This window comes from Halocola ammonii (assembly GCF_049334165.1).
Lineage (GTDB): Bacteria > Bacteroidota > Bacteroidia > Flavobacteriales_D > Sanyastnellaceae > JBEGHD01.
The window spans coordinates 1-25,775 of the sequence record NZ_JBEGHD010000020.1 but is presented as its reverse complement, the minus strand read 5'-3'; the positions used below and the strand labels follow the sequence as shown (position 1 = coordinate 25,775).

Here is a 25,775-nt window from a genome sequence, read left to right as displayed (position 1 = left end):
GAGCCACAAGAAAAAGCGAAAAATTACGTGTCTATATCACTTTAAGAATCCAATAGTTTGAATCCTTTACCATGAACGTTTAGGATTTCCACCTTTTCATCGTTTTTGAGATGCTTGCGCAACTTGGCGATATAAACATCCATACTTCTTCCGTTGAAATAGTTGTCGTCCCCCCAAATAGAGTTGAGCGCATAACTCCTCTCCATGATGTCGTTCTTGTGCTTTACCAACAAGTAGAGCAGTTCGTTTTCTTTCGTTGTCAATTTCCACTCTTCTCCATTTAGTGTAAGGCGTTGCTTGTTGTAATCAAAATCGTAATCGCCTACTTTAAACTCGTGGGGTTCGTCACCCTTTTCGGGCAAGGCAGCAGATCTTCTCAAAATTGCATTCACCCTCACCAGCAATTCCTCCATGCTAAAAGGCTTGGTCATGTAGTCGTCTGCACCAGAGCTGAAGCCTTTTAGAGTATCCTCCTTCATCGACTTTGCAGTGAGAAACAGAATCGGGACATGACGATTGATCTCACGGATTTCTTTAGCCAGAGTGAAACCGTCTTTCTTGGGCATCATCACATCGAGAATCACGAAGTCGTAACTCCCTTTCTTAAATTCTTTCAATCCTTCGTTTCCATCGGTCGCCAGGGATGTTTCAAACTCCTTTGCTGTTAAATATTCTGATAGAAGCGTTCCGAGATTCGGATCGTCTTCAACTAATAAGATGCTAGTGCTATTCTTCATGATTTGCCGGTAAATAGATGTTAAACGTACTGCCTTTATTCAATTCGCTTTCTACCCAAATTTCTCCGTGATGCTTTTCAACGATCACTTTCACGTAGCTCAGGCCAAGGCCAAAGCCCTTCACATCGTGAATATCTCCGGTGGGCACCCGGTACAATTTATCAAATATTTTCTTTTGGTTTTCTTTGCTAATACCGATACCCCTATCAGTAAAACTAATTAAAACTCCCTTTTGATAGTCGGCAGTGGTCACTTGCACAACCGGACTTTCAGGAGAGTATTTTATGGCATTGTCGAGCATGTTGTAGATCACGTTGGTCAGGTGAATGCGATCTCCCATAATTACCGGATTCACCGCAGCCAGGTCTGATTTTATCGAACCGCCTTTTTTGTTTACCTGGATGGCAATGTTTTTAATCACGTTTTGAGCCAGTTCGTGCAAGTTAATCCGCTCGACATTTAAATCCATTTCTCCTCGGTCGAGGATTGCAGATCTGAGCACGTTTTCCACTAAAACTCCCAACCTTTTGTTTTCATCGCTAATCATGCGGATGAAATTCTTCATGCGCTTCTCACTGCTCCGCATCACCGGATCGCTTAGTGCCTCGCAGGCTAGCGAAATAGTGCTAATTGGAGTTTTCAGCTCGTGGGTCATGTTGTTGATAAAATCGTTCTTGATTTCACTGATCTTCTTCTGCCTGAAAATGGTTGTGATCGTGTATGAAAAAGCAAACATGATGGCCAAAATGAGCAGAGCAGAAATTGCAAGCATCAACCACATGGTCTGTAGCAAATACCTCTTTTGATGCGGAAAGTGGACTTTAAGAAAATACGGAGTTGTTTCAAATTCCCAGGGGAAAAGCTGCACTCTAAAGGGGCTCTCCGCCAGTTGGGGTGCAAAATTATGGGCAGACTCTGGCACCATCTCCGGAGTGTTGTCAGCGTCAAAAACTCCAAATTTGAATTTTGCTGAGACCCCTTTATCTCTAAGCTCCTCCCGAAGCAACGAATCGACATGATTGTAATCTATTCGATCTTCGATGCTGGGCAAAATATCCAGCGAAGCGTCTCCACTTAAAACGTCCTCAAGAAGTCCGCTTTGCTCTAAAATATCACTTTGCCTGAGTCCGTATTCGCCCCACTGTTCGTAAAGTAGCGAATCCTGCACTCGCTTCAGATCTTCTTTTCCGTTGGCAGTGCTTTGGAGAGAATCCAACACCTCATCCGAGTCCAGTGTAATTTCATACTCACGGCTGTCGGCAGGCAATTCGCCTTCAAACTCGTAGCGCAAACTCTTGCCCGGTGCGCTGTTTCTCAGCATCATCCGAAGTCGCTGCTTCTTACTTGCGCCATTCTCGTAGTAAAAATTACGCTCCAGGCGCTGCTCAACCTTTTCCAAAGCCACATTCACTTTGTAGCGAAACTCATTTTCGCGAAGCAAAATGGAATTATTGATCCAGTACACCTGAATAGCGATTAGCCCAATGAAGGCTAACGTGATAAGTACTATAAGAATTCGGATATACTTCTGATTCATCTCGTGGTGATATGAACGTCCTGAATTAGATTTTATGACCCCGTTCTTTTAAGGTCGGGCAACAGGTGTTTTTCGCGATGACCAAATGTATCGCTTTGCCTTGTCACACGGGCAATTGCTTAACTATTTTTAACATGCGTTAACCCCCATTTAACACCTACAAAGAAAGACTGTCATACATTTGTTTTGAGTTAGTTAGTGAGGTCGATCTAAACGTAGATTATCTCATGATTTTAGGTTTATGAGGTCTTTCATCTAAGACAATTACGGTTTTATGTTGGATTACCTATTTCGAAACAACGGGAAGAAGGCGCTCAGTGGAGTGCCTTTTTCTATTTAAAGACATTGATGTTCAATTGAAGTGAGGACAAAAAAAAGAGCCAAAACCATTGTTTTGACTCTTACTTACTATTTAGATAACCTTTGAACCACATAATCAGTGGTTGATATTTGAGCCATGATGGCCCATTGCTAATGCAAATTTTAGCTTAAAAGCGAAATAGGATACAGCAATAAGTTCAAAGATAAGGGATTAAGTCATTCCACAATCCTCTGCAGTCGGGCATTTTGTAGCTTGTAGCAATTCTTTTGCAGATGGTGTAATATCCAGATTATTTGGCAAGCACTTCATTCTTACATTTGTCGTCTCTATTGCTTTGAAAACTTTAGGGTAAACGCTACCTTTGCGCTCCTTTAAAAATCAAGTATCTCCTGAAGATGGAAAATGCTGTAAAAATTCTTGCCGGATCTGCCTCGAATTACCTGGCAGAGCAAATCGCAAAAGCCTATGGCACAGAGCTAGGCCAAGTCAACTTGCAGCAATTCAGTGATGGTGAGATTCAGGTTTCGATTGAGGAAACCGTTCGCGGGAAAGATGTGATCATCGTACAGTCAACTTTTCCTCCATCTGATAACATAATGGAATTGCTTCTGATGGTAGATGCAGCTAAAAGAGCTTCTGCCAAAAGAATTATTGCTGTACTTCCTTATTTCGGCTATGCCCGTCAGGACAGAAAAGACAGGCCACGTGTGGCGATTGGGGCTAAACTAGTTGCCAATTTGCTCACCGCAGCAGGAGTAGACAGGATCGTGACGATGGATCTTCACGCGGATCAAATTCAGGGCTTCTTTGAAGTGCCAGTTGATCACTTGTTTGCTTCGACCATTTTCCTTCCATACCTCGAGTCGCTCGATTTGCCGAATTTGGTGATGGCTACTCCAGACACCGGAGGAACAAAAAGGGCAAACGCATACGCGAAATACCTCAGCGTAGATCTGGCGATTTGCTACAAGCAAAGAAAGGTTGCCAACGAAGTGGCAAACATGACCGTGATCGGTGATGTGGAAGGTAGAGATGTGGTGCTGGTAGACGACATTGTCGACACGGCCGGAACTTTGACCAAAGCCGCGGCAATGATGAAAGAACACGGTGCCAACTCGGTGAGAGCTATTTGTACTCACCCTGTTTTGAGCGGCCCGGCTTACGAAAGAATTCAGGACTCGGAGCTAACCGACCTGATTGTAACCAACAGCATTCCTCTAAAAGAAGGAAAACCTAAAGACAAAATTACTGTGCTCAGTGTCTCGGATTTGTTTGCCAGAGTGCTTACCAGCCTGAGAACCAACGAGAGCATCAGTTCACACTTTGTAATATCATAAATCAATCATAAACAAATGAAAAAAGTATCATTGAGCGGCTCTCAGCGAGAGGGCGTAGGGAAAAAAGATGCTAGAAAACTGAGACGCGAAGGGCGTGTGCCTGGAGTGCTTTACGGAGGTAAAGAACAGTTGAGCTTCCACGTTGCGGAAACCGACCTGGAAAAACTGATCTACAATCCGGACACGCACCAAATTGCTCTCGGAATTGACGGCACGGATTACGGTTGCGTAATTCAGGATATCCAATATCACCCAGTGACAGACAAGCCACTTCACGTGGACATGCTCGAACTGTTTGACGACAAAGAAGTGACTGTAAAACTTCCAGTTCGCACCAAAGGAACTTCTATCGGTGTGAAAAATGGTGGTCGCCAGTTGATGAACTTCCGTAAACTTACTGTTCGCGGATTGCCTAAAGATCTTCCAGACTTGATCGAAGTAGATGTTACCAAAATGAGAATTGGTGACTACTACCGTGTGGAAGACATCGACCTCGACAAAGCGAGAGCACTTCACTCTCCAGAGTCTGTAGTAGTAGCCGTTAAACGTACTCGTCTTTCTGTTGATGATGAACTCGCAATGGAAGAGGATGAAGAAGAAGGCGAAGAAGGAGAAGAGGGTGAAGGCGAAGAAGGCGCCGAAGCATCTGCTGAAGGTGGTGAAGGATCATCTGAAGGAGGTGAAGAAGGCGGAGATTCTAAAGAATAAGCTTTTCACTCAATGAAATACCTGATTGCAGGGTTGGGAAATGTCGGTGCGAAATACGACAACACCCGCCACAATATAGGATTTGATGTATTGGACGCTCTTGCCGGGGCGTCCAATACTTCTTTTAGCCCCGACCGTCACGCGGATGTGTGCACGGTTAAACACAAGGGGCGAACACTGGTTTTGATCAAGCCGACCACATTCATGAACCTGAGCGGAAAGGCTGTCAGCTACTGGATGCAAAAGGAAAAAATACCTCTCGACAGGTTATTGGTGATCACCGATGACATTGCTCTGCCAACCGGAAAGCTCCGACTCAGAGGAAAAGGCTCTGACGGAGGCCACAACGGACTCAAACACATTCAGGAAACGCTTGGAACCAACAAATGGGCAAGACTGAGATTTGGAGTTGGAAATGAGTTTCCAAAAGGACATCAAATTGACTACGTTCTCGGGCAGTGGGACACTGATCAGGAAAAGATCATTCAGGAAAAAATCAAATTAGCTGAGGAAATGATTTTGGGCTTTGCGACTATCGGACTTCAACGAACGATGTCCGAGTTCAACAACAAGTAAAAGTTTACATCGCCTTTTTGCGACTCACCTCTACTTTTCCAATCTTAAACATCCAACCTCTGGAGCCATCTCCCTCCTGCTCTTCGGCTACATCAATTTTCACAACTTCGTTGGACTGATTGTTAATCAGGTTTACAGCTTTCTGCACAAGCTCACCTTTCAGATTATCTGAATTGAAATTCACGCCCGAAACCTGTTCTGCCTTTTGTGTAGCGAGAGAAGCCAGGGTCATAAATTGATCTGCTTTAGGGCTTGAGTCGGCACCTTTGGACTCAACTTTCTGAGGTGATTCAGCTGGTCTGGCAATATCAGCAACGGCAATTGCTGCATCAGACAAATTCAACTTCTGACGGTTCATCTTTTGAAGTTTGATCCGATTGACTTTTTCATTCGCCTTTGACTCCCCTCGAGATTTGTCTTCTTCCTCATTCTCCGAAATGTTGGCGTAATGAATATGGTCCTGTTGAGGCTTAACGTCATCATGAACGTTCTCAAGTGTTTTGCTTTCAAAAGTGTTTTTGTCCTCTTGAGATTCATTAACCATTTCTGAGCTTGCATCTCTCTCAATTGGTGAAACACCATTGCGATCGGCAAAAGATCCGGTTTCGACATCGCTCTTGAAAAGCACAGGCGAAAGCAAGAATGCAAAAAGCGCAACTGCGGCTACTGCTGCGGCAGATCGCCAAAACATTCCGACAACAGGCACTTTCTTCTTGAGAGAATTCTTATTGAAAAAGCGAACTGAAGTATCTGGTGTCAGCTTCGAAACTGTCATCAACGCCAGTTCTCGCTCGCGGTTCTCCTTTTGAAGGACCGACTGAAGCTCTGAATGCTCCTTTTCCGAAAGGCTTCCTTCAACGGCTGCGGCCATCCTAAGATCGAGCTCACTCGGCTCGTGCTGACGGAGGCTGGCTTTGTCGGAAAAGCTCAATTCGTCTTCTACCCTCAGCTTAGAAAGCGAGAACAATTCCCATTCTTTAAAAAGTGTTGGGTTATTTTCCAATTCAAGTGTGAGCTCAGCAGCTTCCTCATCGGTGAGATCACCCTCGAGCTTTTTGGCAAAGAGCTCATCGATGCGGCTCATTTCACCTGCTTCGGATTTCTTAAGAGAAAGCTTTCCACCGAAGCCAACCTCATCTGAACCTGGAATCACGGGGACTTCCCCTCTCATCATTTCGAGCTCCTGCTGCAGGTCGGGATGGTTATCAACAAACAACAACAGCTCGGCAACCTCTGTAGCGTTCAGCTTACCTTCGAGGTAGTCGAGGAAAAATATTTCGTAGTTGTTTCTGTTGATTTTCATATTACGTAATCTATACTCACCAAATATTCTTTCAGCGCCACTCTGGCTCTGTAGATGTACACTTTCACTTGTGATTCGTTCAAGTTGGTGATTTCGCCAATTTCCTGATACGAATACCCTTCGTAGTCTCTTAACAACACCACTGACTTTTGAATATCCGACAACTTGTCGAGCGCCTCGTGCAGGATCTCGTTCAGGTCAGAATAACTGTTTTCAGCGTGTGTCAATCCGCGGTGATCCGATTCGTAAGTGTCTCTTCTTTTCTCTTTTCGAATCTGATCGATCATTGTGTGGTACCCGGTTGAAAAAAGGTAAGATTTCGACTTTGCAAAATCAACCTCATCCACCTTTTGCCACAGCTTGGCGAACGACTCCTGCACCACATCGCGTGCCTTCTCCGAATCTCTCGTATGCTTCAAAATGAAGCGATAGAGCCCATCGGAAAAATCATCAACACACTGGTTGTATTCGGAGACGTTCATCTTGAAATTTTGGCTTTTGAGAGTATGACGCCTGTGAGTTTTGATTTGTTACAGGAGGGATCATAATATTTTTCCGTATCTATTGTAATGAAAAGCCAAGAAGGAAAATAACAATAAGGAAAAGGGAACTAACTTTGATGAAATATATTCAGGTACAATCAACATACCAACCATGCACAAGAGTATTGGTAAAGTCAGAGATAATCCTAAGAAGATATCATTCTTCCATTTCCGCTTAATTCCCTCTGAAAGGCTACGCTGTAATATGAATAATAGCCACATTAAGAGTGCATAAGCAAAACCGGTACATCCAATCACAAAGTACGCGAACAACAGCACCATTGTCAGATGATCCCAGATGTCCCAATTTGAAAACAAACCGTCCATAACCGAAAGTAATTAGGTGATTGAATGTACTTAAATCTAAATAAAAACCTCACCTCATCCTTTCGGGGAATAAAAATCCTTTTTAAGAACAAGTTGAGTTCTTCAAACAAATTTTCAATCCCCGATTAAAAGTAGCTAAAAGTTGGGTTTGGAAATTAAAAGATGAAGTCAATTTTTCAATTATGAATGGCTTGCAGCTACGGGATTGGTCACGAAGGCTCTAAGACGCTAAGCTCCTCAAAGTGCGGATCAAGACGGCTCCTTTGTGCCTTTGAGACTTGGTGGCAAACTTTCCAGCGTTGCGTAGAAAAAGTTCGACCCCATCCGGGGTCGGTAAAAACAAAGACAAACACTTCTTACTACAAATATTCGAACCCGCTGGGTTCGCTGTTAAGACCGCCCAGAATAAGAGACACTGCGAAATCACCAAAATCCGAAGCAAAAAAGAGAACCCCGACCTCGCTCTCACTCTCAAACTCACACTGAATTAAAAAAGCCCTCGCGAAAATTCACGAGGGCCTTAGTCTAACCATTAACCTGTATTGTAATCTACAATCTCTCTTCTTATTTCGAAGAGACCTTAACCATTTGAGTTTTTAGTTCCTGAATTTCCTGAAGCTTGCGCAGATATGCAGAGATATTTCCTTTTTGCATCAATTTAACTGCTTGCTTCTTTACGTTCTGATATTGTCTTTTCAATTCGTTTTTCATGGCTTCAAATTTTTTGGAGGTTCAAATATTTTCCTCCACGAACGCAAGCAGTGTGCCAAAACCGAAAAACAGGTTTCTTAAAGAATGTGAATCAGAACTCTTTCAACTGATTACCAGTAAGTTTTTGTGGGTGACAAAAAAATCAGCTTTCGTAGAAATGCATCTCTCGAACGTACTTTTCGACAGGGTTAGTGAGCAAGTACCTCACATCTTTGCCGTCTTTGATCGCCTTTCGAATGTAGCTGGCAGAAACTTTCATGACAGGACCGTCTATGAGGTGCACCTTGGGATGGTCGTGAAATTCGGTGCGCTTCACCTCTACTCCTTCCCACTGTTCTTCGGCTGTGGGAACGCGCGGGTAAACGTAAATGTCATGGCGCTCTAAAATCTGCTCGTGGTTGCGCCACTTGTGGAGCGTTCGCAAATTGTCTTCTCCCATGATCAGGGAAAATGTGTAATCAGGATGCTTCTCTTCCAGGTGCGTAAGCGTGTTCATTGTGTAGGATGGCTTGGTCAGCTCAAACTCAATGTTACTGGCGCGCAGATTGTCGTTGTCTTCAACTGCAATTCTCACAAGCTCCAATCTGTGGTGATCGGCCAACAGCGTAGACTTTTGTTTCAATGGATTTTGCGGGGAAACCACCAGCCAAACCTGGTCGAGATCGGTGAAATCGGCCATGAAGTTGGCTATGATCAGGTGCCCAACATGAACCGGGTTAAAAGTGCCGAAGTAAAGTCCGATGCGTTTCTTCATTCGTCCAGAAATTCCTTCACCGTTTCCTCTGCGCGTTTCAGCGTTTCGGTGAGTTCGTCATTGAGCAAAATATAATCGAACCGATCGGCAAATTGCATTTCAGAAGCTGCTTTGCTCATCCTGCGTTTCACACTTTCTTCATTTTCAGTATCGCGGTCGAGCAGTCGGCTTTCGAGAACTCCAAGCGATGGTGGCTCCACAAAAATGGCCAGGGCGCGATCGCCAAAAGTTCTTTTGAGGTTCACACCGCCTTGCACGTCTACGTCAAAAATAACGTGCTTCCCTTTTTCCCAAATGCGATCGATTTCGCGCTTTAGCGTTCCGTAAAACTGATTTTCGTAAACCTCTTCCCACTCCACAAAGGCGTCTTCCTTGATGAGCCGTTGAAATTCATCTACACTCATATAAATGTAGTCTTTTCCCTCTCGCTCTACTTTTCGCGGTGGACGGGTGGTTGCAGAAATACTGAATTCGAGATTGAGCTCAGGCTTGTTGAGCAGGTGCCTCACAATGGTCGTTTTACCTGCTCCAGAAGGGGCCGAAAATATGATACACTTACCCTGTTTCATCAATTACTAAAGAACGTTGAGGATCTGTTCTTTTATTTTTTCAAGTTCGTCTTTCATTTTCACAACGATTCGCTGCACATCAGCATCGTTGGCTTTTGATCCGAGCGTGTTGATTTCACGACCGATTTCCTGGCTGATAAACCCGAGTTTCTTTCCGTTAGAATCATCGCTAGAAAGCGCTTCCAGAAAATGCTCGCAGTTGCTTTTCAATCGCTGCTCTTCTTCAGAAACATCCAGCTTTTCGAGGTAGTAGATCAACTCCTGCTCAAAGCGGTTTTTGTCTACTTTCTCGGGATCTACAAATTCATCGAGGTTGGTGCGAATCCGGTCCTGAATGCGCTCCATTCGCTGCTGTAAAGGCTCGTGTGCATTCTCAAGTTCTTCGAGAATATTTTTCACTCGAACCTCAAAGTCTTTTTCAAGTTCGCTACCTTCTTTAGTGCGATACTCAATGAAAGTTGAAAGCGCCTCTTCAGTGATTTCCATCACAGCATTCCACTCTTCCTCGTCAAATTCCTGGCGTTCTGGTTTCAGCGCATCTGGAATCCTCATCAGCAATCCCATATAATCCACATCCTCCTGACCGATGCTTTGGGCCAAATCGCGAAGATCATCGTAGTAAGAGCGAAGTACGTCCTTATTTACCTGAGTCTTTTTCTCCTCTCCGGTAGACTCATAAAAGATGGTGAGATCCACCTTTCCGCGGCCGATGTGGCCTCCGAGATAGCTTCTCAACTCCAGCTCCTTTTCTTTGTAAGCACTTGGCATGCGCACGTTCATGTCGAGCTGCTTGCTGTTGAGGCTCCTGAGTTCAATGGTGAATTTTTTGTGGCCAAAGGCACCTTCGCCTTTGCCATAACCAGTCATGGATTTGATCATACGGAAAATTTGTGCAAAAATATAAATTAAATCCGGCTGAGATGACGCATCAATCGTGCGATTCGACAAGCTCCACCTTCTTGTTCCCATCCGCCCATCAAAGTTGATGTGAAACCCGTATTTTTGCTGCCGATATGAACACGGTTCAGCAAATAAAATCCCCGATCGCTGGGGAAATGCGCGACTTCGAAACGCACTTTCGCCAGGCGATGAAAAGCAAGACTCCCTTGCTGGACAAAATCACTCACTACATCATCAAGCGCAAGGGGAAGCAAATGCGACCGATGTTCGTGTTCCTCTCTGCCAAGCTTTTTTCGGGAGTTTCGGATGCCACTTACACTGCGGCTTCACTAATCGAACTACTACACACAGCCACACTGGTGCATGATGATGTGGTAGACGATGCCAACGTGAGACGCGGATTTTTCTCGCTCAATGCGCTCTGGAAAAACAAAATTGCTGTGCTTGTGGGAGACTACCTGCTTTCTCGCGGACTATTAATGTCTGTTGAACACAACCAGTTTCAGCTGCTGAAAATCGTTTCGCGAGCGGTGCAGGAGATGAGCGAAGGAGAGCTACTTCAAATAGAAAAAGCCCGAAAGCTCAACATTACGGAAGAAGTCTATTTCGACATCATCAGACAAAAAACGGCTTCATTGATCGCAGCCTGTTGCGAATCAGGAGCGGCATCAGCCGGAGTTAGCGAAGAAGAACAGTTAAAAATGCGCGAATTTGGCGAACTCGTTGGACTCGCATTTCAGATAAAAGACGACCTTTTTGATTACGGAAATGGCGCTGACATTGGCAAACCTACGGGGATCGACATTAAAGAAAGGAAGATGACTTTGCCATTGATTTACGCCCTCAACAACGCAGAGCGCAAGGATCGCAAGAAGATCATCAACATTGTGAAAAACCACAACACCGACTCGAAGAAAGTTGGTTTTGTGCTCGACTACGTAGGTCGTTCAGGCGGCATTGAGTACACCAAAAACAAGATGATTGAGCTCAAAGACCGGGCGCTCGAGGTGCTTTATCAATTTGAAGAAAACGAGGCGCGCCACTCGCTCGAAGGACTTGTGAACTACACGATAAATCGCGAAAAGTAAAACACTATGAGACTGACACTTCTCACTTTTTTTACCACCGCATTTTTTCTAATTGCTTGTGGCCAGTCGGCCGAAGAAAAGACCTCTAAAGAAAAGGCAACTCAGGAAAGTGCCGAATCGGAAAATTCCGACATGCTTCCCGAAGGAAAAGTTATCGACCGCTATAAGGACGGAAGCAAAAAGACAGTTGTGAAGTTCGCTGAAGATGATTCAACACGTCTCGAAGAGCGTCACTACCACCCAGGAGGTGAACTCAAAATCGAAGGTTATTACAAGGACGGCAAAAAGCACGGATCGTGGATGTCGTACTACGACAACGGAAACCGCTGGAGTGAAAATAATTTTCACGAAGGTGAATTTCACGGGCCTTATCGTCAGTGGTTTTATAACGGAAATCTCAAGCTTGAGGGCCGCTACAAAAATGGCGAGGAAGTTGGCGAATGGCGGTTTTTCGATTCCAAAGGCAATTTAGTTCAGACCAAAAACTTCTAAGGTTCAACAAATTTTTGTTGATAACTGTCGTTTTCTGTTGAAAACTTCTTTGCGGGAGCTGCTAATTTTGGTAGTTGCACAAACCGTGAAAAATCAACAGAAGTCATGAGAAATGCCTTGTTGCTCTTAGTTCTTGTATCCCAATCGATTTTTGCTCAGGCTGAAAATGGCGAAGAACAGCGCCTGACACGCTCTCAGTACATTGAGATGTGGCAGGACGAGGCAATTTATCAAATGGTGGTTCACGGCATTCCCGCCAGCATCACTCTGGCTCAGGGAATTTTGGAAAGCGGAAACGGCAACAGCGAGCTCGCCCGCAAGGCCAACAATCACTTTGGTATAAAGTGCCACTCAAGCTGGACCGGAAAAAAAGCCTACCACGATGACGACCGAAAGGGCGAATGCTTCAGAGTTTATCCCAACGCCAGAGAATCCTACGAAGACCACTCCCTCTTCTTGAAGCGTAGTCGCTACGCGGAGCTTTTTGATTTAAAAATTGACGACTACAAGCGCTGGGCTAGGGGACTCAAAAAATGCGGCTATGCTACCGATCCGGCTTACTCTCGCAGGCTCATCGATTTAATCGAAGAAAACAACCTCGAGCAATACGACAAGATGGGAATGAAGATGATGAAGAAAGGCATCGTCCCAGAGCGAAAAGGAGAAGAGGTAGTTGCTAAAAAAGAAGATAAGAAGGAGTCAAAAGGCTCTGGAAAAACACCAACTCAAAAATCCAAAGACAGCGACCACATCGCCACTGTTGAAGTTTCAGTTTCCAGAGTGAAAAAAGTTTCGGACAACAGAATTCGCTACACCATCGCCAAAGAGGGCGACAACTTCGAAAAAATTGCCGAGGCTTTTGAGATGGTGCCATGGCAGGTAAGACGCTACAACGACCTCGACAAGGGTGAAAAACTGGAAGCTGGTCAGCGCATTTATCTACAGCCAAAAAAATGGAGAGCACAAAAAGACTTTCATGTTGTTGAAGAGGGTGAAACCATGTGGGATATTTCCCAGATGTATGGAGTGAAATTGAAAAAGCTCTATAAAAAGAACAATATGGAGCGCGGAACTGAGCCAAAGGTTGGTCAAAAACTGTCGCTCCGAAAAAACCTCTGAACAGATCAACTTTGTGAGAAATGCTCCTAGTAAATTAAATATCGCCTCAGCTTTTTTTAGGCACCCCCTGCTCCTTTTATTTCTAATCACTTCCTTCTTAAGTCGCTCACAAACTGTGGGATTCACCACTCCTGGAGAAGAAGACAGTCTTGCTCGAACCCAGGTCAGCTGCATGATGCAAGATCACCATGGCTTTTTGTGGATAGGGACGCCAGGCAATGGGATCCGGGTTTTTGACGGTAAAGCATTTCACAACTACTCCACTGACAATGGTCTTAGCAGCAACTTCATTTCGACTTTGATAGAAACTTCAGATTCTACCATTGTGGTCAGAACTGACAAAGGCCTGGATGTCTTTACCGAAAGTGGATTTGAGTCGATCCTACACGGGACTTCTTCACCATTGACAATCGAAGAAGTGATCGAATCTGAAGACAAACTTTGGCTAGCTACCCGTCAGGGCTTGTTGGTTTACCATGACAAAAAAATTTCCCAGTTTCAGCCTGGCAATGAGCATTTCAGTCAGCCTTTTTACAGTGTCACAAAAGTCGAAGACGGCACACTCTGGGCTGGTGGTGAAAGTGAGCTGATTCGCATTTCACCTGAGGGCTCTTACAATGTCATCACCAGTGAGTTCAAGATGATCGGCAGTATTGCGGAAGGCGATTCATCTAAAATTTATTTTGCTCCCTGTGATGAAGGACTTCAGGTTTTGCATGAGGATTCGATACGGCCTGTAGCCGGACTTCAAGGCGCCCTGGTTTCCGATGTGATGGATTTGGGTGAGAAAGGACTGTGGTGTGGAACGCTGAATCAAGGCATGGCTGTTTTGAAAGATGGAGAAATCACCTTTCACAATCAGCAGAACGGCATGCGCAACAATCAGGTTCGCTGTCTCCTTAAAGACCACTGGGAAAATTTGTGGGTTGGAACAAATAGTGGAGTCTTCAGAACCATTGACCAGTTTGTTGACAAAGGGCAAAAGGTCACCGCCCCAAAAATGCTGGCCAGCAACGTTCAACTTTTTGATAAGCCACTGCAGGAAACTGAATTTGACTCACTGCTAAATCGGTGGGGCGTTCCAAAAGACACCTTGCGTTTCACCCAGGACCAAAATCAACTCGGCTTCTACTTTGAAGGAATTCATTTGACGCACCCCCACAAGGTTCTTTATCAATGGAAACTCGAAGGCTTGCAGTCTGACTGGTCGCCACTGAGTCGCAGAAATAACATTACCTACAGCAACCTTTCTCCAGGAAAATACACATTCAGAGCAAGGAGCTGCCTGCCAAACAGCGACTGTACCGAGGCAGCTCCAATTCATTTTGTAATCTCCACCCCTATCTCGCCAACAGAAGATTTTTACCTGATTGGTGGTGGCGCATTACTGGTGATTTTGTTGCTGATCTTCATACTGCTGATTAGCGCCACAAAGAAAAAAGCAAGGCTGCGCAACGAACGGATTACTCAAGAAAATAATAAGCTGGAATTGGAACAAAAAGCTCTGCTTCTGCAGTTGGATCCACATTTTAATTTCAACACGCTAAATTCCATTCAGGAGCTGATTGCCAAGAACGACAAACATTCAGCCCGGATTTTCCTAACTCAGTTTTCCAAACTGATGAAGCAAACTCTGGAAAATTCGCGCAGCTCAATGATTACTGTCAAAGAAGAGGAAGCGACATTGAAAAACTATCTCGAGCTGAAAGCATTTACCCACAAAGAAAAATTTAGCTTTAGTATTCGAGCTGCCTTCGACACAGAAAATTATTTCATCCCTCCATTGCTCATTCAGCCTTTTGTGGAAAATGCGATTTTGCGCAGAGTGCTGCCTTCGCCTAATCCCGGCAGAATTGAGATACACTTTGCGATAAGAGAAAAGATTCTGGAAGTGACGATCACCGACAATGGAATTGGCCGGAAACCCTCGAATGAAAAATCCCAAATCCAAAAGTCTACAGGTCTAGAAATTGCACAGGAAAGGATTGAGCTTTTTGCTGGCGATCAAGTGGGCGAACCCATCAAAACCTTGGACTTAAAAGACGATACTGGTAAGAGCGTTGGAACAAGAGTCGTACTTCAGCTTCCACTTAAAAATCAGTAAAGCCGGACGATCGGGACGTCATTCATCTCCCTACACCTGATAAACATCACGAAAATTAAGCGTTTACACATTTTCGCCTGAACGTTGAATACCCTATTTTTGTTAGACTCTGTAATGAAAGCTTTGGACGGCCTTTCCAGAGGAGTCCGAAGCCAGGATGAAAACAAAAGCAGATCAATGTACAGTTTGTTGCACAACGTAAAGCAAAGTATGAAGCGCAAACCCGAATGAATTAGCGGCTTGCACAATCCTTTTTGTTTTTCAATTACAACTGTATCAATCCAAAAAGCAATTCAACATGCCTTTTTATAGAAAACTCGGGGAAATTCCCCACAAGCGCCACACGACTTTTAAAAAGCCCAAAGGCGGATACTACTACGAACAACTATTTGGTACGGAAGGGTTCCACGGAATGGCTTCCCTCCTCTATCACATCCACAGGCCCACACAAGTGAAGTCTGTTGCCGATCCGGTAGATGACTCGCCAAAAGCTGCAGTACCTAAAAACATCACTTCGAGAATGCTCAATGGCTTTCAGGTGAAGCCGGTAGATGACTTTTTAGAGAGTCGCACGGTAGTGATGTTCAATTCTGACCTCAACATCACCTTGGCCGCTCCGAAAAAAAGCGTTACCGATTACTTCTACAAGAATGCCGATGCCGATGAAATGATTTTCATCCACAGAGGAAGTGGAACGCTTAAAACGATGTTGGGTAACTTGAAATTCGGCTATGGCGATTACCTTATCATTCCGCGCGGGATGATTTTCCAGATGGAATTCGACAGTGAAGACAATCGCCTTTTGATTGTGGAGTCTTTCAGCCCGATGGTGACCCCAAAGCGCTACCGCAACAACTTCGGACAATTGCTTGAGCACTCTCCTTTTTGCGAACGCGATTTCCGCACTCCGGACGTCCTCGAGCCGAAAGATGAGAAAGGCGAGTTCACGATGAAAATCAGGAAGGAAAACGCCATGCACGAGCTGGTTTACGCCACGCACCCTTTTGACGTAGTTGGCTGGGACGGCTACAACTTCCCATACGCGTTCAACATCAAAGATTTTGAGCCGATTACAGGACGAGTTCACCAGCCGCCTCCGGTTCACCAAACCTTTGAAGGTCACAACTTCGTGATTTGTTCTTTCTGCCCCAGGCTTTACGATTATCACCCAGAGGCAGTGCCTGCACCTTACAATCACAGCAACATCGATTCTGACGAGGTTCTGTACTACGTAGATGGCGATTTCATGAGCCGAAACCACGTAGACAAAGGATTTATGTCGCTGCACCCGGGGGGAATTCCACACGGTCCGCACCCCGGAGCCATGGAGCGCAGTCTTGGAAAAGAAAAAACAGAAGAACTTGCTGTGATGATCGACACCTTCCGTCCATTGAAACTCACGCAAGCGGCACTCGACATGTCGGACGACAGCTACTACGAAAGCTGGCTGGAAGGGAAATAAATAGGAAGCTGCATTTTAACTCTGAAATCAGCACTCTCTCGACTCCGCTCGAGAAACTGCCCTCGCGCGGTAGACGGTTGTCGAGCGAAGTCGAGACAAGAAGAGAAGAAAAATAAAATTAGAAACGAATATTAAAATCAGATAGCTATGAGCACCGATACAACATCTCTAAAATTGGAAAAGGAAATTCCCGAAGCGGAAGACTTTCTCCCATTGCTCGGTACCGACCACGTAGAAATGTTCGTGGGAAATGCCAAGCAAGCAGCGCACTACTACCAGTCGGCCTGGGGTTTTCAGCCAGTGGCCTACTCGGGATTGGAAACCGGACACAAAGACCGCGTTTCTTATGTGTTGCAGCAAGATAAAATCAGACTTGTACTCACCTCACCCATGGTAGAAGGCGGTGAAGTAAACGAGCACATCAACAAACACGGTGACGGAGTGAAAAGCATTGCACTGTGGGTAGATGACGCAGAAAAAGCCTGGAAAGAAACGACCAGCCGCGGAGCTAAATCTCACTTTGAGCCAAAAGTTATTGAAGACGAAAACGGAAAAGTGAAGCTCTCGGCCATTCACACTTACGGTGAAACGCTTCACGTTTTTGTGGAACGCAGCGAGTACGATGGTCCTTTTATGCCGGGTTATCGCGAGTGGAACCCAGACTACAAACCGGAAGCTCTCGGCCTCAAATACATCGACCACATGGTGGGAAATGTCGGCTGGAACGAGATGAACAAGTGGTGTGAGTTTTACAACAAGGTAATGGGCTTTGCACAAATGGTTTCATTTGACGACAAAGACATTTCTACCGAATACACGGCCTTGATGAGTAAGGTGATGAGCAACGGAAACGGGCGCATCAAATTCCCGATCAACGAGCCGGCAGAAGGAAAGAAAAAATCCCAGATCGAAGAGTACATCGAGTTTTACAACGGTGCCGGAGTGCAGCACATCGCTGTTGCCACCGACAACATCATCGATACGGTAACAAAGCTCAGAGACCGAGGTGTTGAATTCCTCCGTGTTCCTGAAGTGTACTACGATGACTTGCTCGACCGCGTAGGAGAAATTGATGAAGACCTGAAGCCACTGGCAGAGCTCGGAATTCTCGTAGACCGGGATGACGAGGGCTACTTGCTACAGATTTTCACCAAGCCGATCCTCGATCGACCAACGATGTTCTTCGAGATCATTCAGCGTAAAGGAGCCAAATCTTTTGGAAAAGGAAACTTCAAAGCGCTTTTCGAAGCCATCGAAAGAGAGCAGGAAAGCCGAGGAACTTTGTAAAGTTCTTTTGTGAAATAGATTTTTTGAACCCCTCTTGAGGAAACTTAGGAGGGGTTTAATTTTTTGTAATAGATTGATGATCAAATAAAAACCCAGGTTAAAGCTTAGCTCTCAGTTTTGCCATCGCTGCTGCAACTAGATTTACTTCGTTAGTAAAAACTGGTAATTCTTTATATTCGTTGGCCAATTATTAAACCTGACAACCTCTAAACTATGAAGAATTGTCGCTTCTCTCAAAAACGAACTCATTTCCTTTTACCACTCTTAGCAATTTTATGCACAATCACTTTACATCCAAAGAAAAGTTTCGGGCTAGTTAGTGATAATGGACTTTCAATCCAGAGTGATACTATAATCTCATTCGTTCCAGCAGATACGCTTCACATTACTGTTAATTGTGGGACCATTGACTCAAGCCAGATCTTTATCCATAATAACGGAGAAGATATACTAGAAATCACTCCGAATTACAACATTGATGGTCCAAAAATCCTGGCTCTGACAACCTACGCAGATTTTGGAGATGAATATCCAAATACCTTGATGGCAATTAACAGCTATTTCAGTGATTACGAACTTTTCCAGAGCAACGCCTATAACGCTTTGGATTTGGCTACTGATCTTGAAGAGATAGACATCCTATTAGTACCTGAACAGGAGGGTGATGGAAATAATTTCTTCTCTAACCTTGCTCCTACTTTTACAGATTTCGTTTATAATGGTGGACAACTTTTGATTTGTGGAAACTCGAACCTTGGCAATATCGGTTTTTTCAATGATGCCGAATACCAGTATTCCAACTCCAACATGGCTTCAAACATCAACCCGAGCCACCCCATAATGGCAGATGTGCCTGCTGTATTTCCCATTTCTAATGGCACTTTTTTCTACGACTGGTCAGAAGATCCAGCAATTGAGACTTATGTGACTTTTCCGGCCGGGAGTAATGGCCAGGTGGTAGTAAGCAAATCTTATGGAGATGGACAAGTCTTCTATGTAGGGTATGACTTTGATACCGTGGATAGTAATAACTCCAGAATTATTGGAAACTGTATGGAGCACCTTGTTGAAAACCTCGAACCCGATTGGTTTGAGTCTGTATCCCTTGATTCGACCATTACAATTCTACCCGGTGACTCCGGGGCTATTAATGTGAATGTTGATGCTACTGAACTCTTTGCTGGGGACTACTTCTCTACAATTAATTACCTATCAAACCTCCCTGATAGTGATACTATTGATTATGTCATTCACTTAGAGGTTTTAGGTGAGCCTTTACTTGGAATAGAACAAGATTCAATATCATTTGAATCGATATTAGCAGGCTCATCTACAACCGACTCGGTAATAATTTACAATCAAGGTTGTGAAGACCTTACATTTTCCGCAACTTGGTCTGAATCTGTATTTGGAATTACTCCAGATTCTTTCTCTATACCACCATTTTCTCAGGATACATTAATAGTTGAGTTTTCTCCTAACAACTCAGGTGACTTTAATGATGTAATTAGTATTGAAACTAATGCTGAGGACACTTTGATAGTTGTAAACGGGTCTGCCCTACCGGCTCCAGATATAGTTGTCAATCCTACAAACATATCTCTGGAGGCTACCGCTTGTCAAGACTCAATACTTATCTCCTTTGACATATTCAATGAAGGGGAAGGAATTCTAGAATACAATTTAAAGCAAGTTGCCGAGCACACCGAACTAAATGAAGTGAAGAGCATTCTGGATGAAAACTTTGAAGCTATCACTGACCTTATCCCTAATATACACAGTTTTGTAGGAGGGGAAAATGGATACTCCATTTATGATGGTGGAGGGGACATGTACGACAATGGCAACTATCTTAATACAAACTTTGAAAATGCCATTCCTTACACTGAGTCAGAAATAATCAACAACAATTCATTTGGAGATAATTCTGCCTATTTCACATCGAAACACCCCGGGCTATTTGTCCTTGCAGCCAACATTGATGATGTAAGTAGTTTCAGTGTTTCTGGCAATCTTGGAGCTGATGGAACTGGTGAGAGAAATGGGCTGACATTAGAGTATTCAGCACAAGACGGATCGGAGTACAAGGGCTTTGTTACTCGAGTATTTAACAACTTTTCGCCTACTGTCAATCATCTTATTATTACTGAAGCAAACTCCAACGTGAATCACAGCTTTCTTGAATCAACATTTTCCGAAGACCATCAGGTTTATGGCCTGAACGACAACGAGCGAATTTATTACCTTCTTTTCTCTACTGAGAGCAATGAATACATTTCCAACAGCTCCATGGAAGAAATTTTTGAAGAATTCGCACAATTGTTGTCGTTTCCGGTTTTCAGTTCTGGGCAAAACTCTGGAGTAGTTGATCCAGGAAATAGCACATCTCTAGAACTGTATCTCAATATTTCAGGTTATGAGGCTGGTATCCAGCAAATACCCCTATTGATTAATTCCAATGACCCCGATACTCCAGTAGATACTCTATGGGTCGATGTTGAAATCCCTGGAGACGCTTGTTCGGGCTTTACTTTTGAAACCGTCACTAATTGTAATGGAACGGTAATATTTAGCGATGATTCGTATAACGATCCAACTTCCTGGTCATGGAGCTTTGGTGATGGTGCTTCTTCCACTCAACAAAGCCCCACTCATGAGTATGATCAAATGGGCGTTTATGATGTCTCACTAGAAGTTTGCAATGCTGAAGGTTGTAACACATCTTCGCAATTAGTAACAATCGAAGACGTTACCGGCCCGGCCCTTCCCAATTGCTGGCCGACTGTTGAAGAAGGCCAAAGTGACTATCATATTACGGGAGTTGACTTCCACACGTTGAATCATACATCTTCAGGCAGTCCTACAGGATTCGAAGACTTTACTTGCTTGACCACAGTAGAGATTGAAGAGGGAAACACCTATGAACTCTCTGTAGACTTGACTTCCAATGAGAGTTTTGATGTAAACGCCTGGATAGACTTCAACAACGATGGAAACTTTTCTGATCAGGAACATATTCTTAGTGCTATGAATGAATTTGGTACAGCCACTGAGCTTATAGAAATTCCTTTTAATGCTGTGACAGAGGAAGTACTTAGGATGAGAGTTCTTGCAGACACATATTCGAATCAACCGTGTGGTAGTTTAACTAACGGAGAAGCTGAAGACTACGCAATTTTTATTATTCCGAACACTTCTCCTCCGGTGACAAACTTTTCCTGGGATGATGCAAACTCTTGTGATGGACTAATTCAATTTACTGATAATACTGAAAACGGACCTACTAGTTGGGAATGGGACTTCGGAGATGGAGAATCATCTACAACTCAAAACCCAATACACGACTATGGCAATGGGGGAACCTATGTTGTTCAGCTAACTACGACCAATGAATTTGGGTCTAACACCTACCAATCAATTGTAGAAGTGCCATATCAAGGTATTGAATCAATCAATCTTTTGAGTAGTGCTGTGATTGACGAGCCAATTTTCTTCGAGGTGCAGAGCCAGGGTGTAGAATCATGGAATTGGAACTTTGGTGACGGAAATACAGCTGAGACAACCACACCAAACGCCAGTCACACGTACTCTTCAGTAGGCACGTATCAAATTGCAGTGAGTACAGAAGAAAATGTTTGCTTCACCTCAGCGAGCATAATTATAAATGTAGTACCCACCGATATCGAAGAACATTCAGGACAATTCAGTGTCAACATTTACCCCATACCTTCCAACGGTCTATTAAATGTTGAATATCCTAATCAGATAAATCTGAAAGAAATTAGAATCTTTGATTCAGTTGGTAAAGAAATGAGTTTTGATACAGAGGCTAGTGAGTCCGGGTATTTAACGTTGAAACTGTCCCAACGAACTTCTGGTTTGTACATTATTCAGCTGACTACCAGTCACGGGAATGTTATCAGAAAAAGATTGATCTTAAATCAATAAGGTCTCGAATTTTCTAACCTATAAGACATTCAAAGCATCAGAACACTCTAATTTTTCTTATAAATAGATTTTTTGAACCCCTCTTGAGGAAACTCGGGAGGGGTTTTTGGTTTTTAGAGCTCCCCCATCACCTCAGAGAAAATCTCATAAGACTTTACCCGCTCTTCGTGGTTGTATATGTGTGAAGCAACGATCACTTCATCAACACCAGTTTTCTCAAAGAATTCTTCTGTTTGCTTTTTAACAGTCTCCTTACTTCCCACAAAAGCATATTTCAGCATTCGCTGGAAAGCAGGGTTATCCTTCACCGCTTGCAGATCTGGAGTCATCTCAGTAGGTGGTTTCATGTAGTCAAGGTTGTTGGTCATCACGCCCAGCATCATTCTAATCATCGAAGTCGACAGGCGCTCGGCCTCTTTATCAGTGGCTGCAGCAATCACGTTGATGCCCGCGATCGTGTAAGGCTTATCGAGAAATTTCGAAGGTTGAAATTCATTGTAGTAGATGTTGAGCGCTTCGAAAAGCTGCCCCGGAGCAAAGTGACTGGCAAATACGTAGGGCAATCCTTTTGCTGCTGCAACTTTGGCGCTGTCGGTACTCGAGCCGAGAATAAAAACCGGCACGTCCACTCCTTCGGCAACAGTCGCCCTAACTTTTGAAGTTTTGTTTTCTGTAGCGAAATACTCCTGAATTTTGGTCACCTCATCAGGAAACTGGTAAACGGCCTGCATCCTGTCTGAGCGAATGGCGTGAGCCGTCACCTGGTCGGTTCCCGGAGCGCGACCGAGTCCGAGATCAATCCGGTTTGGATAAATCGAACCGAGGGTTCCAAACTGCTCGGCAACAATCAATGGAGAGTGGTTGGGCAGCATAATCCCCCCGGATCCAACTCTGATTTTCTCAGTTCCTCCGGCAATGTAGCCGATGAGCACCGAAGTGGCCGAACTGGCAATACTGATCATGTTGTGATGCTCTGCCAGCCAAAACCTGGTGTAACCAAACTGCTCTGCTTTCTGCGCCAGGTCGAGACTATTTTCAAAAACTTCCTTCGTGCTCTTCCCCTCACCTACACTGGCCAGCTCCAGGATCGAATATTTCTTTTGCTCTGTCATTCTGCTCTTGCTCGATTCTATGTGTTCAAACAACAGCAAATTTACAAGAGTGTTTTCACACTGATTCTTCCAGTGGAACTAGCAATTACCAAAGGCCAGTTTTTGGTTTCTGCTATATTTGGAAGAAACGCACCAAAAGATGACAGAAGAATTTTGGCTTGAGCTCAAGTCGCAGTTAGTTGACTTTATCGTCAAAATCGGACCGAGCTTCGTGTATGCCCTGGCGGGACTGATCATAGGAATTTTCGCGATAAAGCTGATCGTGCGTGTTTTGAAACGCGCTTTGCGCAAAACCAACATCGAACTTTCGTTGCGCTCCTTCATCGAAAGCCTCAGCGTCTTCCTGCTCTACGGTTTGCTTTTCTTTATCCTCGGGACCATCCTCGGAATCAAAACCACTTCATTTATTGCCATTTTTGGTGCTGCGGGAATCGCCATTGGGTTGGCCCTCCAGGGAAGCTTGTCAAACTTTGCCGGTGGTGTTTTGATTTTGGCTTTCAAACCATTCAAAGTAGGCGACCTGATTCAGGTAAACAACAACCTCGGCCATGTGCAAAAAATCGACATTCTCTACACCAGGATTAAGACGTTTGACGGTCGGATCATCACCATGCCCAACGGAAACGTGTCGAACAGCGACATCGACAACCGCACCATGGAACCACACCGCAGAATCGATCTGGTGTTGAAATTTGCCTTTGACGCTGACCTCGACAAACTGCGTGAGATCGTCACCAACGCTTTAAGACAACACCCAACGGTTGTAGAGGATCTTCCAGTAGAGTTTTTCCTCGCAGAATTAAGCGAATACGACATGAAAGTGAAAGCCAGGTGTTGGGTAGATTCAGAAGTCTACTGGCCGGTTTACTGGGAGCAACTCGAAGCCGTAAAAAAAGCCCTCGATGCCCACGGTGTTGAAATTCCAATTCCGAGGAGAGAGATTTTTAAGGCCCCGGAGAAATCAAATAACAACTCATCAGAGGACGAATTATGAACCTAAAAGTCACGTACCGCGGAGCCGAGCTGTTCTCGGCTACGGATTATTATCCAGGCGGGTCTCTCATGCCTGGGAAGAGTTTCAATGAAACTTCCTACAGGTTCGGATACCAGGGAAGCGAGAAGACAGATGAAATAGCGGGCTCAGGAAACCATTACACAACTTACTTCCGGGAACTGGACACACGTATTTTAAGATGGTGGTCACGAGATCCTAAAATGAGAGCGGATGAAAGCCCCTACGCTGTTAATAGAAACAATAGCATTAGGTACAACGACCCTAAAGGTGATTGTCCTCCAGGAACGGATTGTGGTGTTGGGATTCGATTTAATGCCTCGCTTGGAGGGGGAGGTTTCAGTTTAAGCTTATATGGGGGTGTTCAATCTAAAAATCAGTGGGGTTTTTTTATGACAGGTGCGAATGCTCAGGCAACCTTTGTTCGCGGAGGAGCAGGGACTTCACAGTATAGCCCAAATCTGTTTACGTTTACTGTTAGCCCTTCCGTTACCTTTGGCAGCGGTAGTGCCGATCCAATGGAATTGAATTTGTTTACTGGCAATAGTGGCTCGGGAGTTAATAATACTTTTAGAAACTCCTTTACTTATGGAATAAATGCAGTTTTCAGCTCTGGAATGAACAGCGATCATAGCGGCAGAAGTCAGTTGCTTGCCGCGGTATCAATTAGATTAAATAACCTCGCATTGAGTTCATACAACGACACAAAGAAATTCCCTTTCTTTTCGACAGGTGCTGATCAGTTCTTTTCAGCGGGATTAAATGGACAGTTAAAAAATGGCGACAATACGTTATTCTGGTCAAATGATATGTACTATGGGATGTCTGATCAGGGTGCTAAGTATAACCAAGATCGAATTATCAATGGACAAAACTATGATAATCAAAGGCCATACGATGTATTGTTAAATAATGGTAGGGAAACGTTAGCTATGGTGAACTCTAATTTTGGAGTGCTTCAGATGGGTACACGTTCTGGATTGAACACCTTTTATCCTTCAAATAGTATGCATGATAATATACGTATTTGGGATAAGGAAATGAATAGGAAAATGAGCTTTCATCATTTATATGTGCCTTACCCGAATACTCAACAGAGAATGGTTAACTATGGTTGGTTACCGCCTCAGTAATAAAAACAAATGGTCAAAAATTCATTTTCAAAACAGGCCTTAGTTTTATCTACGGTAGTAATACTATTATGTGGTTGTAGTCTACGTTATGCAAACTATAGAAGAGACTATAAGAAGCAATTGGTCGGAGAGCTTTCTCAAGAAGAGTTTGACAGAAAATATTACACGCTATATGATGAAAGTACTCAGGTGAACCCTGCTGAAAAATCGGTTAACTTAAAGTTCAAAGGGTGTTATGTTACTCAAATAATGACGGGTAAATATATCGTGTTTAAATTTTTACCAAACGGTAAAGTGATAGACACCCACCAGGTAGATCATTATCCTACAAATTCTGATTTAATCAAAGTTGGATCAACCTACCATTACTATGTGATAATGAATGATACTGTTAAAATTGAGTATCTTCAGGAAAGGGATCGCCAACTATACAATATTATTATGATCGGCAGAATTGAAGGAGACTCACTTACTTTTTTCGAAAGAACAAATATACAGCTACCTCACTTAAATAATCGTAAGTATCGACAGATCTATATATATGATCCAGAGCTTACCGTGAGTCCCATGTGAAAATGTAAGGTTTCATCCCTGCTCTTCATTTCTAACCTCTGCAGTTGCTTTTAAAACTCTGAGGTCAGAAACCTTAAGTTTTTTGGAGTAGTGATATTTGTCCTTGGCATCTTTGATAGCCA

The 25,775-nt window shown here is 44.0% G+C and carries 22 protein-coding genes; 13 read left to right on the top strand and 9 right to left on the bottom strand.

From position 1 onward, the window contains the following. Positions 1-41: 41 nt before the first annotated feature. Entirely contained in the window at positions 42-737 is a 696-nt protein-coding gene (locus ABHV44_RS15640) for a response regulator transcription factor (protein ID WP_459075657.1), read from the bottom strand. Beyond that, on the bottom strand, positions 727-2,274 hold the full coding sequence (locus ABHV44_RS15635) for a sensor histidine kinase (RefSeq protein WP_459075656.1): 1,548 nt from the start codon (positions 2,272-2,274) through the stop codon (positions 727-729). Before ABHV44_RS15635 ends, ABHV44_RS15640 begins: the two co-directional genes overlap by 11 nt. A gap of 717 nt (positions 2,275-2,991) precedes the next feature. Between ABHV44_RS15635 and ABHV44_RS15630 the strand changes: the two genes are divergently transcribed. Genes ABHV44_RS15630 through pth form a run of 3 tightly spaced genes read left to right on the top strand, consistent with a single transcriptional unit; the run spans position 2,992 to position 5,217 of the window. Beyond that, positions 2,992-3,933: a ribose-phosphate pyrophosphokinase gene (locus tag ABHV44_RS15630; protein ID WP_459075655.1), complete on the top strand. Its 942-nt coding sequence runs from the start codon at positions 2,992-2,994 to the stop codon at positions 3,931-3,933. A gap of 15 nt (positions 3,934-3,948) precedes the next feature. Beyond that, positions 3,949-4,641 carry a 50S ribosomal protein L25 gene (locus tag ABHV44_RS15625; protein ID WP_459075654.1) on the top strand — a complete coding sequence of 231 codons (693 nt, stop codon included), beginning with the start codon at positions 3,949-3,951 and terminating at the stop codon, positions 4,639-4,641. Between the two features lie 12 nt (positions 4,642-4,653). Then, positions 4,654-5,217 carry an aminoacyl-tRNA hydrolase gene (gene pth, locus ABHV44_RS15620; RefSeq protein WP_459075653.1) on the top strand — a complete coding sequence of 188 codons (564 nt, stop codon included), beginning with the start codon at positions 4,654-4,656 and terminating at the stop codon, positions 5,215-5,217. A gap of 4 nt (positions 5,218-5,221) precedes the next feature. Here pth and ABHV44_RS15615 read toward each other — a convergent pair whose 3' ends face one another. From ABHV44_RS15615 to ABHV44_RS15590, 6 genes are all read right to left on the bottom strand, one after another. After that, on the bottom strand, positions 5,222-6,520 hold the full coding sequence (locus ABHV44_RS15615; RefSeq protein WP_459075652.1) for a hypothetical protein: 1,299 nt from the start codon (positions 6,518-6,520) through the stop codon (positions 5,222-5,224). Then, the gene (locus ABHV44_RS15610; RefSeq protein WP_459075651.1) at positions 6,517-7,002 is read right to left on the bottom strand and encodes an RNA polymerase sigma factor; all 486 of its coding nucleotides are present in this window, start codon (positions 7,000-7,002) and stop codon (positions 6,517-6,519) included. The genes ABHV44_RS15615 and ABHV44_RS15610 overlap by 4 nt, the downstream gene beginning before the upstream one ends. 951 nt (positions 7,003-7,953) lie before the next feature. Beyond that, a complete protein-coding gene (locus ABHV44_RS15605) occupies positions 7,954-8,100 on the bottom strand; it encodes a hypothetical protein (protein WP_459075650.1) in 147 nt (48 codons plus the stop codon). A gap of 142 nt (positions 8,101-8,242) precedes the next feature. Then, entirely contained in the window at positions 8,243-8,854 is a 612-nt protein-coding gene (gene nadD / locus ABHV44_RS15600; protein ID WP_459075649.1) for a nicotinate (nicotinamide) nucleotide adenylyltransferase, read from the bottom strand. Beyond that, complete coding sequence (gmk, locus tag ABHV44_RS15595) at positions 8,851-9,423, bottom strand: guanylate kinase (protein ID WP_459075648.1); 573 nt, start codon at positions 9,421-9,423, stop codon at positions 8,851-8,853. Before gmk ends, nadD begins: the two co-directional genes overlap by 4 nt. Before the next feature lie 6 nt (positions 9,424-9,429). Then, on the bottom strand, positions 9,430-10,302 hold the full coding sequence (locus tag ABHV44_RS15590) for a YicC/YloC family endoribonuclease (RefSeq protein WP_459075647.1): 873 nt from the start codon (positions 10,300-10,302) through the stop codon (positions 9,430-9,432). A gap of 134 nt (positions 10,303-10,436) precedes the next feature. Here ABHV44_RS15590 and ABHV44_RS15585 point away from each other — a divergent pair, with 134 nt between their 5' ends. The 7 genes from ABHV44_RS15585 to ABHV44_RS15555 all read left to right on the top strand — a co-directional run bounded on the left by ABHV44_RS15585 (position 10,437) and on the right by ABHV44_RS15555 (position 21,823). After that, positions 10,437-11,411 carry a polyprenyl synthetase family protein gene (locus ABHV44_RS15585; RefSeq protein ID WP_459075646.1) on the top strand — a complete coding sequence of 325 codons (975 nt, stop codon included), beginning with the start codon at positions 10,437-10,439 and terminating at the stop codon, positions 11,409-11,411. A 6-nt stretch (positions 11,412-11,417) separates the two neighbouring features. Beyond that, the gene (locus tag ABHV44_RS15580; RefSeq protein WP_459075645.1) at positions 11,418-11,903 is read left to right on the top strand and encodes a toxin-antitoxin system YwqK family antitoxin; all 486 of its coding nucleotides are present in this window, start codon (positions 11,418-11,420) and stop codon (positions 11,901-11,903) included. 105 nt (positions 11,904-12,008) lie between these two features. Continuing rightward, complete coding sequence (locus tag ABHV44_RS15575; RefSeq protein WP_459075644.1) at positions 12,009-13,022, top strand: glucosaminidase domain-containing protein; 1,014 nt, start codon at positions 12,009-12,011, stop codon at positions 13,020-13,022. Between the two features lie 115 nt (positions 13,023-13,137). Continuing rightward, positions 13,138-15,126 carry a sensor histidine kinase gene (locus ABHV44_RS15570; protein ID WP_459075643.1) on the top strand — a complete coding sequence of 663 codons (1,989 nt, stop codon included), beginning with the start codon at positions 13,138-13,140 and terminating at the stop codon, positions 15,124-15,126. Positions 15,127-15,424: 298 nt separating this feature from the next. Then, positions 15,425-16,588 (top strand): homogentisate 1,2-dioxygenase, encoded by a 1,164-nt coding sequence (locus ABHV44_RS15565; protein ID WP_459075642.1) that lies wholly within the window; start codon positions 15,425-15,427, stop codon positions 16,586-16,588. A 147-nt stretch (positions 16,589-16,735) separates the two neighbouring features. Next, a complete protein-coding gene (gene hppD / locus ABHV44_RS15560) occupies positions 16,736-17,875 on the top strand; it encodes a 4-hydroxyphenylpyruvate dioxygenase (RefSeq protein ID WP_459075641.1) in 1,140 nt (379 codons plus the stop codon). A gap of 213 nt (positions 17,876-18,088) precedes the next feature. Next, positions 18,089-21,823, top strand: coding sequence for a PKD domain-containing protein (locus tag ABHV44_RS15555; RefSeq protein WP_459075640.1), 3,735 nt, complete (start codon positions 18,089-18,091; stop codon positions 21,821-21,823). Between the two features lie 113 nt (positions 21,824-21,936). Here ABHV44_RS15555 and ABHV44_RS15550 read toward each other — a convergent pair whose 3' ends face one another. Further along, positions 21,937-22,935: an LLM class flavin-dependent oxidoreductase gene (locus ABHV44_RS15550; RefSeq protein WP_459075639.1), complete on the bottom strand. Its 999-nt coding sequence runs from the start codon at positions 22,933-22,935 to the stop codon at positions 21,937-21,939. Positions 22,936-23,074: 139 nt separating this feature from the next. Here ABHV44_RS15550 and ABHV44_RS15545 point away from each other — a divergent pair, with 139 nt between their 5' ends. Genes ABHV44_RS15545 through ABHV44_RS15535 form a run of 3 tightly spaced genes read left to right on the top strand, consistent with a single transcriptional unit; the run spans position 23,075 to position 25,653 of the window. After that, on the top strand, positions 23,075-23,929 hold the full coding sequence (locus tag ABHV44_RS15545; RefSeq protein WP_459075638.1) for a mechanosensitive ion channel family protein: 855 nt from the start codon (positions 23,075-23,077) through the stop codon (positions 23,927-23,929). Next, positions 23,926-25,080: a hypothetical protein gene (locus ABHV44_RS15540; protein WP_459075637.1), complete on the top strand. Its 1,155-nt coding sequence runs from the start codon at positions 23,926-23,928 to the stop codon at positions 25,078-25,080. The genes ABHV44_RS15545 and ABHV44_RS15540 overlap by 4 nt, the downstream gene beginning before the upstream one ends. Positions 25,081-25,089: 9 nt before the next feature. Beyond that, positions 25,090-25,653: a hypothetical protein gene (locus tag ABHV44_RS15535; protein ID WP_459075636.1), complete on the top strand. Its 564-nt coding sequence runs from the start codon at positions 25,090-25,092 to the stop codon at positions 25,651-25,653. Positions 25,654-25,775: the final 122 nt, after the last annotated feature.

Coding starts and splice junctions, on each gene's coding strand:
- ABHV44_RS15640 (WP_459075657.1), bottom strand. CDS start 737: ATGAAGAATAGCACTAGCATCTTATTAGTTGAAGACGATCCGAATCTC.
- ABHV44_RS15635 (WP_459075656.1), bottom strand. CDS start 2,274: ATGAATCAGAAGTATATCCGAATTCTTATAGTACTTATCACGTTAGCC.
- ABHV44_RS15630 (WP_459075655.1), top strand. CDS start 2,992: ATGGAAAATGCTGTAAAAATTCTTGCCGGATCTGCCTCGAATTACCTG.
- ABHV44_RS15625 (WP_459075654.1), top strand. CDS start 3,949: ATGAAAAAAGTATCATTGAGCGGCTCTCAGCGAGAGGGCGTAGGGAAA.
- pth (WP_459075653.1), top strand. CDS start 4,654: ATGAAATACCTGATTGCAGGGTTGGGAAATGTCGGTGCGAAATACGAC.
- ABHV44_RS15615 (WP_459075652.1), bottom strand. CDS start 6,520: ATGAAAATCAACAGAAACAACTACGAAATATTTTTCCTCGACTACCTC.
- ABHV44_RS15610 (WP_459075651.1), bottom strand. CDS start 7,002: ATGAACGTCTCCGAATACAACCAGTGTGTTGATGATTTTTCCGATGGG.
- ABHV44_RS15605 (WP_459075650.1), bottom strand. CDS start 8,100: ATGAAAAACGAATTGAAAAGACAATATCAGAACGTAAAGAAGCAAGCA.
- nadD (WP_459075649.1), bottom strand. CDS start 8,854: ATGAAGAAACGCATCGGACTTTACTTCGGCACTTTTAACCCGGTTCAT.
- gmk (WP_459075648.1), bottom strand. CDS start 9,423: ATGAAACAGGGTAAGTGTATCATATTTTCGGCCCCTTCTGGAGCAGGT.
- ABHV44_RS15590 (WP_459075647.1), bottom strand. CDS start 10,302: ATGATCAAATCCATGACTGGTTATGGCAAAGGCGAAGGTGCCTTTGGC.
- ABHV44_RS15585 (WP_459075646.1), top strand. CDS start 10,437: ATGAACACGGTTCAGCAAATAAAATCCCCGATCGCTGGGGAAATGCGC.
- ABHV44_RS15580 (WP_459075645.1), top strand. CDS start 11,418: ATGAGACTGACACTTCTCACTTTTTTTACCACCGCATTTTTTCTAATT.
- ABHV44_RS15575 (WP_459075644.1), top strand. CDS start 12,009: ATGAGAAATGCCTTGTTGCTCTTAGTTCTTGTATCCCAATCGATTTTT.
- ABHV44_RS15565 (WP_459075642.1), top strand. CDS start 15,425: ATGCCTTTTTATAGAAAACTCGGGGAAATTCCCCACAAGCGCCACACG.
- hppD (WP_459075641.1), top strand. CDS start 16,736: ATGAGCACCGATACAACATCTCTAAAATTGGAAAAGGAAATTCCCGAA.
- ABHV44_RS15555 (WP_459075640.1), top strand. CDS start 18,089: ATGAAGAATTGTCGCTTCTCTCAAAAACGAACTCATTTCCTTTTACCA.
- ABHV44_RS15550 (WP_459075639.1), bottom strand. CDS start 22,935: ATGACAGAGCAAAAGAAATATTCGATCCTGGAGCTGGCCAGTGTAGGT.
- ABHV44_RS15545 (WP_459075638.1), top strand. CDS start 23,075: ATGACAGAAGAATTTTGGCTTGAGCTCAAGTCGCAGTTAGTTGACTTT.
- ABHV44_RS15540 (WP_459075637.1), top strand. CDS start 23,926: ATGAACCTAAAAGTCACGTACCGCGGAGCCGAGCTGTTCTCGGCTACG.
- ABHV44_RS15535 (WP_459075636.1), top strand. CDS start 25,090: ATGGTCAAAAATTCATTTTCAAAACAGGCCTTAGTTTTATCTACGGTA.